11 protein-coding genes are annotated in these 14,515 nt (G+C 43.3%); 6 read left to right on the forward strand and 5 right to left on the reverse strand.

What is annotated here, in order from left to right:
• Positions 1 to 89: 89 nt before the first annotated feature.
• Complete coding sequence (locus tag JEY82_RS05390) at positions 90 to 719, forward strand: YigZ family protein (RefSeq protein ID WP_304083449.1); 630 nt, start codon at positions 90 to 92, stop codon at positions 717 to 719.
• Between the two features lie 113 nt (positions 720 to 832).
• On the forward strand, positions 833 to 1,288 hold the full coding sequence (locus JEY82_RS05395; protein WP_304083451.1) for a DUF3795 domain-containing protein: 456 nt from the start codon (positions 833 to 835) through the stop codon (positions 1,286 to 1,288).
• Positions 1,289 to 1,355: 67 nt separating this feature from the next.
• Here JEY82_RS05395 and JEY82_RS05400 read toward each other — a convergent pair whose 3' ends face one another.
• From JEY82_RS05400 to JEY82_RS05415, 4 genes are all read right to left on the reverse strand, one after another.
• The gene (locus JEY82_RS05400; RefSeq protein WP_170830358.1) at positions 1,356 to 1,526 is read right to left on the reverse strand and encodes a hypothetical protein; all 171 of its coding nucleotides are present in this window, start codon (positions 1,524 to 1,526) and stop codon (positions 1,356 to 1,358) included.
• A 180-nt stretch (positions 1,527 to 1,706) separates the two neighbouring features.
• On the reverse strand, positions 1,707 to 2,444 hold the full coding sequence (locus JEY82_RS05405; RefSeq protein ID WP_304083454.1) for a fumarate reductase iron-sulfur subunit: 738 nt from the start codon (positions 2,442 to 2,444) through the stop codon (positions 1,707 to 1,709).
• Positions 2,445 to 2,446: 2 nt separating this feature from the next.
• Positions 2,447 to 4,285, reverse strand: a complete 1,839-nt coding sequence (locus JEY82_RS05410) for a fumarate reductase flavoprotein subunit (protein ID WP_304083457.1) — start codon at positions 4,283 to 4,285, stop codon at positions 2,447 to 2,449.
• A gap of 9 nt (positions 4,286 to 4,294) precedes the next feature.
• Positions 4,295 to 4,945 (reverse strand): succinate dehydrogenase/fumarate reductase cytochrome b subunit, encoded by a 651-nt coding sequence (locus JEY82_RS05415; RefSeq protein WP_304083460.1) that lies wholly within the window; start codon positions 4,943 to 4,945, stop codon positions 4,295 to 4,297.
• A gap of 462 nt (positions 4,946 to 5,407) precedes the next feature.
• Between JEY82_RS05415 and JEY82_RS05420 the strand changes: the two genes are divergently transcribed.
• The 4 genes from JEY82_RS05420 (at position 5,408) to JEY82_RS05435 (ending at position 10,906) form a co-directional block, all read left to right on the forward strand.
• A complete protein-coding gene (locus JEY82_RS05420) occupies positions 5,408 to 8,185 on the forward strand; it encodes a pitrilysin family protein (RefSeq protein WP_304083463.1) in 2,778 nt (925 codons plus the stop codon).
• A 146-nt stretch (positions 8,186 to 8,331) separates the two neighbouring features.
• Positions 8,332 to 9,027 carry a FadR/GntR family transcriptional regulator gene (locus JEY82_RS05425; RefSeq protein ID WP_304083465.1) on the forward strand — a complete coding sequence of 232 codons (696 nt, stop codon included), beginning with the start codon at positions 8,332 to 8,334 and terminating at the stop codon, positions 9,025 to 9,027.
• Positions 9,028 to 9,052: 25 nt separating this feature from the next.
• Positions 9,053 to 9,850: a sulfite exporter TauE/SafE family protein gene (locus JEY82_RS05430; protein ID WP_304083469.1), complete on the forward strand. Its 798-nt coding sequence runs from the start codon at positions 9,053 to 9,055 to the stop codon at positions 9,848 to 9,850.
• 45 nt (positions 9,851 to 9,895) lie between these two features.
• Positions 9,896 to 10,906, forward strand: coding sequence for an alpha-hydroxy-acid oxidizing protein (locus tag JEY82_RS05435; RefSeq protein WP_304083470.1), 1,011 nt, complete (start codon positions 9,896 to 9,898; stop codon positions 10,904 to 10,906).
• A 1,020-nt stretch (positions 10,907 to 11,926) separates the two neighbouring features.
• On the opposite strand, the gene mgtA is transcribed toward JEY82_RS05435, so the two are convergent.
• Positions 11,927 to 14,455 carry a magnesium-translocating P-type ATPase gene (mgtA, locus tag JEY82_RS05440; protein WP_304083471.1) on the reverse strand — a complete coding sequence of 843 codons (2,529 nt, stop codon included), beginning with the start codon at positions 14,453 to 14,455 and terminating at the stop codon, positions 11,927 to 11,929.
• Positions 14,456 to 14,515: the final 60 nt, after the last annotated feature.

Raw genomic sequence — 14,515 nt, forward strand, 5'->3', positions numbered from 1 at the left:
AAAGCTTTCTTAAAGTAACAGCTGGGAAACAGTATAAATATTGTGTTTACCACTTATAATTAATGAATAAACCAGACTTATCTCAAATTATGAAAAATAAAGCTTACCCCGTACCTAAAGAGGCACAAAGAACTGAAAGTATAATTAAGAAGAGTAAATTCATTTGCGATATCTGCCGCGTACAAAATAAAGATGAAGCAAAAGCGTTCATTGCTGCCGTAAAAAAAGAATTCCCGGATGCCAGACATCACTGCTCCGCTTTTATCGCCGGCCCCTCGCAAACCGGAGACATGGGTATGAGCGATGACGGAGAACCGCAGGGAACAGCAGGAAAACCGATGCTGCAAGTTCTGCAAGGCAGCGGAATCGGAGATATTGCCACTGTTGTGACAAGGTACTTCGGAGGAATCCTGCTGGGCACAGGAGGTCTGGTCAGGGCTTATTCAGGAGCAGTACAACAAGGACTTGAATCACTCGAAATTGTGATGAAAGTCCCCATGCGGATTGTAACACTTGAAATAAGTTATGCGCAGGAAGGAATGCTGCGCCGCATGCTTGACGGCTTTACAGCAAAAATAGAGGAACAAACCTTCGGAACAGACATTACTTTTACTTTAATTATGCCATCAAACCGGGTGGAAGAATTTGCAAAAACTATCATTGAAGAAACAAACGGAACTGCTGAGCTTTTAATCGAAGATGAAGATATTTGGATTTAATTTACCCTGAAAGAGCCTCATTCTTTACTCTAACACGATTTTATGATTACGTTCATAAGCAGACATCACAGATTCAACAAAATATGCGTCATTAAATAGGCTCAATATATAAAATGAAATCCAAAAAAAATACTGCTTGCTGCGGGATATACTGCCCTGACTGTATTCATTACAAAAACAAATACAGCGTATATGCCCTTCTGCTGAAAGAGCACCTTATAGAGATTAACTTCGATAAATACGCAAAAATAAAAAGCCCCTTCGGTGAACAATTCCAAAAATATGATGAATTTGAAGAAGTTTTGAATGCGCTTGCCGGCACAGAATGCAATTGGGCTTGCCGAGTAGGCGGTGGATGTTCCGGCGTTCCGTGTAAAATAATGGAATGCTGTTTTTCTAATAAATACGAAGGATGCTGGAATTGTCCTGAAGTGGAAGGATGTGATAAATTTGATTTTCTGGCACCCCGATGCGGTCAGATGCCAAAGAACAATATCAAGAAAATACAAGAATTCGGATTACAACACTGGATAGAACATAGAGATAATTTTTACATCTGGCAAAAATAGTCATTAAAAAAAAAGACCGCATGAGGTTACTCCCACGGCCTATATATCCAAATCAAACTATAGACTGCTATTCTTTGTCCGGTGACCAGTTAGGATCAAGGTATTTGTCTGGATTATAAATACGCCAGTCGCGGTGATTATCTTTATATTTGGTATCTGCACCGGGATAAGGAACGTACACGGTGCCGTCGCTCTCATCTTTATTTTTCTGCATATCTGCCGTAGCTAGATTTTCCATAATGAACTCCCGTAACTTGAAAGTTACTTATAAAAACTTCTATTTCGAGAACCACCTAATAGACTTATCAGATCAGGTCAAGAGCCGATTTTTGCAAATTTATTTTTTTTAAAAAATGAAAAAACTCCCGACAGGAGCAACCTGCCGGGAGTTTTTTCATTCAAATTGTAGCGCTTACTTCTATTTTTTAAACATCTGCTTAATTGCTACAATCCCCATCTTACGACGGAGATAGCTAAGCTGATTCATAAGTGGCAGATTTTTCGGGCAGACATCTTCACAGGCAAGCAGCCCCATACATCCGAAAATACCTTCGTCGGAACCGATAACATCAAAGTATTGTTTATCCGTACGCTTATCGCGGGGATCTACAACAAAACGTCCTAAACGATTGAGAGCCGCCGCCCCCATAAAGTCATCACGCAGACGGGCGGTACCGCAAGCAGCAACACAACATCCGCATTCGATACAACGATCAAGTTCATAAACATCTTCCGCAATATCATTTTCCATAGGATCTTCAATTGCGTTGGCATCAAAAACTTTATCTGTATGAATCCATGATTCAACCTTATTATACATAGACCTGAACCAGGTTCCGGTATCAACTGACAAATCTCCGACCAATTTAAAAACCGGAAGAGGTGTAAGAGTTATTTCCAGAGGAAGGTCTTTAGTCTTGGTATGACAAGCAAGTCCCGGTCTACCGTTGATAACCATTGCACAGGAACCGCAAATACCTGCACGGCAACAGAAATCAAACTGCAATGAACCGTCCTGTTCTTCACGGATACGATTCAGAGCAATAAAAAGGGTCATGCTGTCAGTTTCTTCCAGAATGTATGATTCCATATGAGGTATGGATTCAGGATTCTGAGGATTAAATCTGAATATATTAAATTTAAGCTGTCTTGCCACGGCTAGCTTTCCTCCTTGCTGTCTGCGCTGATAATCTGCATTTTACCATATCCGCGATCTCCCGGAGGAATCTCGTAGCTAGGAGTTGCATCTTCATATTCAAGAGTAGGAAGATCATCATCAGGGTTCTTCCAGTAAGCAAGAGTACGGGTGAGCCAGTCACGGTCATTACGTGCAGGATAATCTTCACGGTTATGACTTCCGCGAGATTCCTTACGCTGCAATGCTCCGTAGGCAACACAAAGGGCAAGTTTAACCTGTCCTTCAATCTTAAGTGCTGCTGAAAGTTCAGGACTTGCGCCATATCCATCAGTCTGAAGACCGACTTTTCTGGCCCGCTGCAAGGTTTCCTGAAGTGTTTCAACACACTTGGTCAATCCTTCTTCGGTACGGAAGACATGCGCGCCTTTATCAAGTGCGTCCTGCATTGCTTCACGTACTCTGTAGACATTCTCTTTACCGTTCGCTCCGCTGATAATATCATCAATGCGCTGCTGCTGTTTAGCGGCAGTGCGTGATATAACGGCAGTCGGAATAGAACATTCATAATTTTCGAGAAACTCAACAATCTTATGACCGACAATTCCGCCGGCTACTACGGTTTCTGCAAGAGAGTTACCGCCAAGACGGTTAAACCCATGCATATCCCAACAAGCAGATTCTCCGGCTGAAAAAAGTCCCTTAAGTCCGTAAGCAGCTCCGTCTTTATTAGTACGGACTCCACCCATGCTGTAATGCTGTGTAGGACGAACAGGAATCAACTGGTGAATCGGATCAACTCCGAGGAATGAAGTACAGATTTCGTAAACTTCACGAAGTTTTCCAGTTATGTGCTTTTCGCCGAGGTGACGGATATCAAGCCAGAGATGTTCACCATAAGGAGAAGGAACGCCCTTACCTTCACGCATATGATGAGTCATCCAGCGGGCGACAACATCACGGGAGGCAAGTTCGGCTTTTTCAGGCTCATAAATATGCATGAAACGTTCTTCGTTCACATCAAGCAGAGTTCCGCCGTCACCGCGACATCCTTCAGTTACGAGGATATCGGTAGGAACGATCCCTGTGGGATGAAACTGTACAGCTTCCATGTTTCCGAGAGGAACAACGCCGGTATCAAGCACAGCGCCATGCACCCCGCCGTCACAGATGACAGCGTTTGTGGAAGCTTTGTAGATTTTACCGAAACCGCCGGAAGCAACCATAGTAGCTTTAGCAATATAGGCTACAAGCTCACCGGTACGCAAAGAACGGGCAATTGCGCCATAACAGGTTTCGCCGTCCTGAATCAGGGCAATTGCTTCAACTTTATCATGAACTTCCACACCAAGCTGAGCACAGCGGTTGTCCATAGTATAAAGAACAGAATGACCTGTTCCATCAGAAACATAACAAGTACGCCATTTGGCTGTACCACCGAAGTTTCTGGCAGTAATCAGACCGCGCTTCTCTTCTTTTTCTTCTTTGTCGAACTGTTTTCCGCCCTTGAAGTATTTTGACTTACCGGGAACAACACGGTTCCATGGCACTCCCCAATCACAGAGACGGCGCATTTCTACAGGAGCAGTGTCTGCAAATAAGCGTGCAACTTCCTGATCACATCCCCAGTCAGAACCTTTTACGGTATCTGAAAAGTGAACATCAGTGCTGTCACCTTCGCCCATTATGCTATTGGCAAGTGCCGCCTGCATTCCACCCATTGCCGCAGCAGAGTGAGAACGTCTGGCTGGAACAATACTTAAACAGACAGCAGAAAGTCCAGCACCCGCAGCTTCAGCAGCTGCACGTTCCCCCGCAAGTCCGGCACCGATAATCAGTACGTCCTTATATATAGTCTGCATCAATCCCCCTTACGCAGTCAGGGTCATGAAACGGACAAGAGTAGCCAGACCTATACAGATGAAAACAACTGCAAGACCTGTTGCAAACCTGTTAAGTTTGCTGCGCTGATAATCTCTGATAAATCCCCACTTAACCGCAATACGATAAAGCCCTGCAACAACATGCAGAACAACAAGCGGAGCAAGTACGAGATAGAAATACAACCATGGACCGGACTGAACCCGGGCCGCTGAACGAGCTGCTGTGATAGGAAGATCACTTAAGACAGCCCACATGTGAATTGAACCCATGACAAGAATGAGCATTGCGGAAATAACCTGAACAATCCAAAGCCAGGTGTCCCTGTGATGCATCATTTTAGCATGTGCCCAGATTGTTTTCTGACCTTCAAACCTGAATGGAATTTTGCGTGCAGCAAGATAAAAATGGAAGAGAAAAAGCAGAAAAAGAATCGGCCCGCCGATCTGAGCCATGTAGTTTTTTTCATACGTGTGCGCAATAGTATCCATAATACTCGTATTGATAATTACGCTTGAAACAAGACTCATATGCATAAATACAAAAATGATAAGAGCCACACCGGAACACATCTGGAGCCAATCCAAAATTGCATCACTTTTGCCCGACTTGGCAGTCGTGACTTTAGAATCGAAAGACATCAGCACCTCCGTTTAATTAAAGAAAAAAAGATACCTCGCAACTGGTATTTTGGGAGAGCGATAATGTCTCTCATCAACTGTTTTGTCAATCAATCAATATTGACAACTAATTAATTTTCTAGCTTTTTTTCTCCCTGCAAAGCTTCTTTTTTACGTATTTCGTAAAACTACACATTTATCAGCCTTGTTTTACCCTCTGAATAGGCAAAACAACTGCTCATTGAGCAATAACTGCATTTTATTTTTTTTCTAATTAAACTGAAAATATGTTAAATCTCAGTAAGATCAACGCCTGAGTAAAATTAAAATTCTAATTTAAAAATTCACCCGGCTAAACTTCCGTTGACCTATTTCTCTCTCGTGCTTACTTACATTTTTACCAATTATTACAAACGGGGTTAGCCCTACATTTTGGGTTTAGCTTATATGCAAAACGGATTGACACACGGGAGTTTTAAAGACATGTTCCCACATCAAAAAAACGCGGCGGTATCAGCCGCAAAAGGATTCAGAATTGAAAAGCTACCCATCATTCTCCTTCTTCTCGGAGCACTCCTAATGACTGCCGGATGCAAGATAGAGAGAACAGAACAAAGCGATAAACTGAAAGTTTCACAGAAAACCTCTGCTGAAGATTCCGCCATCAAGGAACTGAAAAAAGAAATTTCAGAAGCCTTGTCTTCAGGTGACGGTCCGCACATTATAAAACTCAAAAACGGAATGAATCTTCTTATTAAGGAAGACACCAGATTTCCTCTGGTTAATGTCCGTCTGTTTGTTCATGCCGGTTCATCATATGAAACTCCTGATCAAGCAGGTATAAGTCACCTTCTGGAGCATATGGTTTTTAAAGGAACCGACAAACGCGCTCCCGGGCAGACAGCTCTTGAAATCGAATCTGTCGGCGGTGACATGAACGCCGCGACAAGCTTTGACTATACAGTCTACTACGTTGAAGTGCCTGAAAATGAGTGGAAGCTCGGCATGGATATCGTCACGGATATGGCTTTCAACGCCAAAATAGATCCCGAAGAACTCAAATCTGAACGCGATGTTGTGCTTTCCGAACTTGAAAGAGGCGAAGACAATCCCGGAAGCAGGATATTCAAAACGCTGCAATCAATTGTCTGGAAAGATAGCAGCTATCAGTGGCCTATTATCGGCTACCGCGAAACTGTCGAAAAAATTTCTTCCGAAGACATCCACGCATACATAGACAGGCTGTATCAGCCTCAATCAATGCTGCTGAGCGTTGTCGGTAAAATTGATCCGCAGCAGGTTGCTCTTGAAGCTGAAAAACTTTGCGGATCATTAGAAGCTACCCAGCCGGTAGTGCCTCCCGTAAAATTTGCTACTCCTGAGAACGGAAAAACTACTATTAAGATAATTCCCGGTAAGTGGAACAAAGTTTACATCGGAGCAGCTTTCCCTATTCCCGGTATCACCTCAGCGAAAGTTGCAGGGCTTGAGACTCTATGTGAATTGCTCGGCGGCGGAGAAACTTCCAAACTCTACCGCAAATTTAAATATGAAAAAAGAATGGTCGACAGCATTTCCGTTTCGTCGCTGACACTTCAGCGCTCCGGCATGCTATATATCTTTGCAACTCTTGATGCGGACAAGGTAGAAGAGTTCTGGAAAGAACTTATAATTGAATTGTCTTCCATTGATTTCAATCAGTTTACCGACCGTGAAATGGAGCGAGTTTCCCTGAATCTTGAAGATTCATTATTCCTGACCAAGGAAACCCTTTCGGGACTCGCTTCAAAGCTCGGCTATTTTCAGTTCTTTGAAAATGGACAGCAGGCCGAAGAAAACTACCTTTACGATGTAAAAAACATTACCCGTCAGCAGCTTCAAAAGCTTTATGATGAATACTTTGTGCCTGAAAAGCTTGCATCATGCATGCTCACGCCCGAAGGGTTCAAAACGACAGAACAAGATCTTGAAAAAATTGTAGCGGACAACTGGCCTGCAAAGAAAGTGACCGCCAATGAAAGCAGCGTATCCGGTCCCGGTGAAGCTTCCACCATTGAGCTTGCGAACGGTAGCAAACTGGTTTTCATTCCTGATACGACACTGCCCTACACTGCAATGTCCATGTACTGGTCCGGCGGTGATGCAGATTTGACAGTAGAAGATCAGGGGCTGTCCGCGCTGGTTTCCCAGAGTTTGACTCGCGGAACCGCAAGCATGAACGCAACTGAACTTGAAGATTATGTTTCTGACAGAGCCGCCTCCATAGGAGCCTCTGCCGGACGCGAAGTTTTCGCCATAACGTCCAAGTTCCCTTCCCGTTTCACTGCCGACATGTTCCCGCTCATCAAAGAAATTCTGACTGCTCCACGCTTTGCAGCCGAAGAAATAGACCGCGCTAAACAAGATCAGATTTCGTCCATTAAACGCAAAGAAGATCGACCTGTAAGCTTAGCTTTCAGAAACATCTTTCCCTTCCTGTTTAAAAACGGAACCTACTCATATTACCACCTCGGTGTGCCTGCAAACGTTGAGAACTTCACTGAAGAGAATATCCGTGATTTCTGGGCCAAGCAATCATCCCGTCCATTTGTCATCGCAGTGTGCGGAGATTATGACCGCGAAGCTCTCATGAATTTCGCCAAAGAACTTGACGCAAAACTCGTTCTCAAAGACAAGCCTGTCGAAATTCCCGTCCCTGACTGGGGAACTGAAAACAAGCTAAAACTCACCCTGCCCGACCGGAATCAGGCGCATCTCATGGCCATTTTCCCTATCCCGGGTATGGAAGACGAAGAAGCGACAGCAGGACTGTCTCTACTCAGAGCCGCCCTTGCCGGACAGAGCGGACTTCTGTTCCGCGATCTACGCGATAAGCAGGGCCTCGGCTACACAGTAACCGCATTCCTATGGCAGGCTCCCAAAACCGGATTCATGGCCTTCTACATTGGCACCAAGCCGGAACAGGTGGAACAGGCAATGGCGGGATTTGAAAAAACAGTCGCCATGCTGCAAAAAGATGATCTACCGGAAAAAGAAATCCAGAGAGCTAAAAACATTCTGAACGGTGAGTACTATCAGGAACATCAAAGTCTACTTTCACGAAGCAGAGAATCTGCAAGCTTAATTGTAAAAGGATTCGAACCTGACCTTGATCTCAAGCTCATTGAAAAAGCCGGAAAAATGAATGCGGCAGATGTCAGAATCCTTATTAACAAATATCTGGACTGGAACAAAAAATATACGCTGACAGTCCAGCCCTAGAAAACATCACACGCTATACTAGCTAACTAATTAGCTTTTGACCCCCCGTAGAATATTGATTCTGCGGGGGGTTTTTATTGATTGATCAGTGAAACAATGATATTGGTCTGACCAATTGCTTAATAATAAAATTGGTAGGACCTCTTATGGATATAAAAAAGCCGCAAAATCCTGTTTATGAAGCTGTTGCAAAACAGATCACCGAATTGATTAAATCCGGTGAATTACAGCAAGGTGACAAGCTTCCTTCGGAGCGTAACTTAGCTGAAAAATTTAAAGTTTCGCGCAGTTCCGTGCGGGAAGCCATCAAAGCACTGATCCATAAAAATTTAGTTGAAAGTAAACGAGGAGATGGAACCTACATCTGTGCTCACATCGATGCCGACATTATTGAAGCATTCACCGAAGCCTTCGCTGATCAAAAAAAACGACTGAGTGACATTTTTCAATTCAGAAAAGTAATCGAACCTCAAATTGCGGGGTTAGCTGCAATTTCAATAGATGATGAAACTTTAAACCGCATGAAAATAATCGTATGTAATCAAGAGATACGGATCAGGTCAGGCAAAGACACTGGTGACCTTGATGCCGAGTTTCATCTTGAAATTGCAAAAGCCAGCGGTAACAGCATCTTTCCGGATATGATGGAAGCTCTCAGTAAAATTATAAAGGAAAGCCGTTCGCAATCGTTGCAAAACACAACGCGAAAGCAAAAATCTATAACAGCACACTTTGATCTTCTAAAAGCATTTGAAAACCATGATTCGGCCTTGGCGCAGAAAATAATGAGACAACATATTGAAGAAATTGAATCTGCGGCAACCGGATCTGATTCACTATAAAAAGACCTAAAAAGAGGATTTAAACATGATTTCAACATTGCTGATTTTTGTAGTTCTAGGGGTTATTGCCGGAATACTTGCCGGACTCCTTGGTATTGGCGGAGGACTGGTCATTGTTCCAATTTTATATTTTGCACTTCCCCAGCTCGGCATAACTGAAGCTCAATTAATGCATGTAGCTCTCGGAACATCACTGGCGACTATTATCTTCACGTCCATCTCCAGCATGCGTGCTCACAACTCACGCGGAGCCATCCGCTGGGACATATTTAAGACTATCACCCCCGGTATATTAATAGGAACGTTTCTTGGATCATGCTTTGCAGCATATTTAAACACGACCATCCTGAAAATCATCTTTGTTATTTTTCTCTACTATGTTGCTTCACAGATGCTGCTTGGACTCAAACCTAAAGCTTCGCGTCAAGTTCCGGGAACATGGGGAATGTTCGGAGCAGGCAATGCTATCGGTGCAATGTCCAGCCTTGTTGGCATCGGCGGCGGAACACTTTCAGTTCCTTTTCTGACCATGTGCAACATCCCGATTCATACCGCAATCGGCACTGCTGCGGCCATAGGACTTCCTATCGCATTGGCAGGAACTGCCGGATTCATCTGGACAGGAATCGGAGTACAAGGGCTACCGGACTGGACTATAGGTTTTATATATCTTCCCGCACTTATCGGAATTGTTTCAACAAGCATGCTGACAGCTCCTTTTGGTGCAAAACTCGCTCACAGCCTGCCTGTTGCAAAACTGAAAATGATTTTTGCGATTCTTCTTCTAGTAGTCGCAACAAAAATGCTGATCAGCCTTTTTTAAATTACTTTAATCTATTTATTACACTCAAATTCAGGAGTAATTACCATGAAATCAACTCGCGACAACGCCAGAGAATTAATGAAAGGATATTGCAAAGTCTGTCCTGTCTGCAACGGAAACGGTTGTGTAGGTGAAGTTCCGGGAATGGGCGGATTAGGCACTGGATCAAGCTTTAAAAATAACTTTAAAGCTCTGGCAGATATTAAACTGAATATGCGCACCATTCACGATTTTTGCGAACCCGATACCAGCCTAAACATCATGGGCATGAAGCTTGATATTCCAGTAATAGCCGCACCTATCGGCGGAGTTTCATTCAATATGGGCGGAAAAATAGAAGAAATTGATTACATTTCAGCTAAACTTAAAGCTTGCGCCGCAAAAGGGATTATCGGTTGCACCGGAGACGGCGTGCCGGACTTCATTCATCAAAGCGGATTTACTGCCATTGAAGAAGTTAAAGGACACGGAATTCCATTTATCAAACCGTGGGAAGAATCTGAACTGTATATGAAGCTTGAAAAAGCAGAAAAAACAGGCGCTAAAATCATAGGCATGGACATCGACGCGGCAGGACTCATTACACTGAAAAAAATGGGCCGCCCGGTTACACCGAAACCTATCAGCAAACTGCGCTCCATAATTGAATCAGTAAATGCGGACTTCATCCTTAAAGGAATCATGACCCCCGATGAAGCTAAAATGGCTATTGATGCCGGAGCAAAAGGAATTGTCGTTTCCAATCATGGAGGACGCGTTCTCGACTCCTGCCCCGGTACTGCCGAAGTTTTGCGCGAAATATCAAAAGCTGTTGCAGGACAATGCGCCATCATGGTTGACGGCGGAGTCAGAACCGGAATCGATGTTCTTAAAATGCTGGCTCTCGGTGCCGACGCAGTAATGATCGGACGCCCGTTCTCCATTGCCACCATAGGCGGATTACAAGACGGAGCTGAAAAATATATTGATCAGCTGAAATCTGAATTCACTCAGGCAATGGTTCTTACCGGCACAGCAAGAGCTGATTCTGTAAATTTATCAGCGTTATATTATTAACAATTATCTAACTTAAATTATTACAAAAAGTACTGTATTAAAAATTCAGAATGTATTGACGCCACCTTTTCAGAGGGGTATATTTAAATCAAAGGTAAAGGCAGCCATCAAAAATGGCTTTTTATCCAACCCCCAACGGGAGTGAACTTAGCGTTGATATCACAATCCCATAACGAGCCTGACGTAGAGGCTCAACTTGAGGGGTAAAACCAAGCGCGAGAGTTCTGTTAATCTCTCCTTTTGTGGGCCCGTGGAGAGATTGGAAACTGCCGGGTATCCGGCCTAGCTGAAACGGAACCCCTCAAAAACGGTAAAAAACGCGTCTTCTGAGTCAACTTGGAAAAACAGATTTTAAACCCCCGATCGAAATTTTATATTTCGGTCGGGGTTTTGTTTTGGATTTTTTAGCACGGTAAAAACCAACTTCAGCTATTAATCACAGTTTCAATTAAAATCTTAACATACTTATATTAAATGTTTTTTTAATTACCACCTAAAATAATCAACAAATAATCAACAAATAACATATTATTTGTTGACGACATCCCTCAACAAGAGTATTTTTTAATCAACGGTAGGAAAGGCCCTTAAAGAAGGCATTTCTACTTAACCCCAACGGGAGTGAACCTAGCGTTGAAATCACATTCCCATAACAAGCCTTTATTAGAGGCTCAAGCTGAGGGGTAATCCTTACTGCGAGAGTTCTGTTAGAATCTCCTCTTCGGGCCCACGGAGAGACTGGAAACGGCCGGGCAATCCGGCACAGCGATTGAAATGGAACCCCTCAAAACGGTTATAGCGCGTATCTGGATAACTAGAAAAACAACAGATTTAAACAGTTTAAGTGGTTGAAAATCGGATTCTGAATAACTCGGAAAACAACAGATTTAAAACGATTTAAGAGTTTAAAACGCGTAATTAAGTAACTTTAAAAAGAACGTTTTGTTAACCCCCGATCAGGCCCATTTGCCGGATCGGGGTTTTATTTTGCGCAAGTTTAACTTTTCCATTCTTCCACTTCTACTCACTTATATTTCTATAAAACAGCTTCTTCGCATATTCTGCGCCCACGACATACAAGGCCACTATTATCCACATTGCCACCAAGAAACTTATTGGAAGGGGTTTAAACCCTAAAATAAGAGCAATAGGACTGTAAGGAAGCACATGAACAAACGCAATTACAGCCAGAGTCGCAAAGACAAGATATTTGCCCGGCTTACTTTTATAAAACGGAAGTCTCGTGCGGATAACCAGCACAATCATTGTTGCGGAAACAATTGATTCCAAAAACCAGCCTGTTCTGAATTCCTCAGGTGACGCATCAAGAATATAAAGCAACACTCCGAACGTCATAAAATCAAAGACAGAGCTAACGATTCCGAAAACAATCATAAATTTTTTGATAAATTTAATATCCCAACGCTTAGGTCTATCAATGTTGCTCTGATCAACATTATCGGTGGCAATGGTCATTTCCGGTAAATCAGTAAATAGATTGGTAAGCAGGACTTGCTTAGGCAGCAAAGGCAGAAATGGTAAAAACAAACTTGCTCCGGCCATGGAAAACATATTCCCGAAATTGGCGCTGGTAGCCATGAATACATATTTAAGCGTATTGGCAAAAGTTTTACGCCCTTCTATCACCCCGTGTTCAAGCACACCGAGATCTTTTTCAAGAAGCACTATATCAGCGGTTTCCTTGGCTACATCAACAGCACTATCAACGGAAATACCCACATCTGCGGCCCTGAGTGCGGACGCATCATTAATTCCGTCGCCCATGTATCCGACAACCTGTCCAGCCTGTTTTAAAGCAAGCACGATATCTTCTTTCTGATTCGGCTCAATTTCAGCAAAAATATTTACTCCTCGCACTCGCTGAACAAGGGCTTCATCCCGCATTTGATTAATTTCCGCCCCCGTCAGGATCACAGGCTCGGTAAGCCCTATTTCATGCCCCACTTTTGCGGCAATATGTCTGTTATCCCCGGTGATAACTTTTAGACTCACACCCAGCGCCTTCAATTTAGCTATATTTTCTACTATCCCTTCCTTCGGAGGATCCCAGAAAGCAAGAAATCCGATAAAGGTCATATCAACTTCATCATCTTTATTTATTTCAGCATCAACTGGAAATTCCCGCTTTGAAACACCCAAAACACGAAATCCCTGCCCGCTGAATTCCTCAAATTTTGCCTGAACATCATTTACAACATCCGCCACATTCACAATACTACCGTCAGAAGTAACAGCCTTGGTGCATGAATCCAGAATATTACTCAAAGCTCCTTTAGTGATCATCATTGCGTGCGATTCTTTTTCGCGCCGGACCAGTACACTCAGCCTTTTACGAATAAAATCATAAGGAACTTCATCCGTTTTAGTAAAATCAGAGACATCAAAAGACTCCATCCCACGAATAGCTTCATCAATCGGACTGATAAAACCTGTTTCAAAATAAGAATTCATATAAGCCTGATGAAGGACTTCTTCACTTTCTTCACCGTAAAGATCATATGCTCCCTTGAGCCTTACGGTTCCATCAGTGAGAGTCCCTGTCTTATCCGAACATAAGACATTCATGCTCCCGAAATTCTCAATAGACGAGAGTCTGCGTACAATCACCTTATGCTGAGCCATGCGCTTGGCTCCATTGGCAAGGTTCACGCTGATAATAACGGGTAGAAGTTGTGGAGTAAGTCCAACAGCGAGAGCTAATGAAAAAAGAAGTGAATCCAGAATGGGCTTTGCAAAATAGACGTTAAAAGCAAAAATCAAAACAACCAGAACCAATGTGACTTCCATCAGAAGATAACCGAATTTTTTGATTCCCCTTTCAAACTCAGTTTCTGCCGGGCGCAGTTTGAGCCGTTTTGAAATTTTACCGAATTCAGTATTGAGAGCAGTTGCAGCGACAATAGCTTTCCCTTCGCCGCTCATAACATGCGTTCCCATAAAAAGGCTGTTCGACCTTGCGGCAAGGGGGGCATCAACAGCATGAGACTCAATATCTTTTTCAACCGGGAAAGTTTCACCTGTCAGAGCAGCTTCATTAACAAACAAGTCTCGTGATTCAAGGATGCGGCAGTCTCCGGGTATACCCTTGCCAGCATGAAGTGTTATAATATCACCGGGAACGATTTCATCAACAGGGATTTGAACCTGCTTTCCGCCCCGCAAAACATCAACCTTTGTTTCAACGGTTTCAAGCAAAGACTCGACAGCACCTGCGGCCCCTTTTTCCTGCCAAAACCCAAGGAAACCACTGACAAAAACAATCACCATAATAATAATCGCATCGGAACTGTCACCAAGAGCGATAGAAAGGATTGCGGCACAAATAAGTATAATTATAATCGGGCTCTTGAACTGATCCAGAAATAACGCAAAAGAGGTATGATGAGCTTCTTTTTTTAGAGTATTCGGCCCGAATTGCTTAAGCCTCAGTTCAGCTTCTTCCTGACTGAGTCCGGCGGTGCAAGTTTTTAAGTCATGTAAAACCGAATTAGAAGTTTTGCTCCAAAAATCTTTACTGAGTAAATCCATGATTATCCCCGCTCATTTGCAACCGTTAGCCCCCATAAAAAGGACATAGCAATACCATGA

Source organism: Maridesulfovibrio ferrireducens, assembly GCF_016342405.1.
GTDB classification, from domain to species: Bacteria; Desulfobacterota; Desulfovibrionia; order Desulfovibrionales; family Desulfovibrionaceae; genus Maridesulfovibrio; species Maridesulfovibrio ferrireducens_A.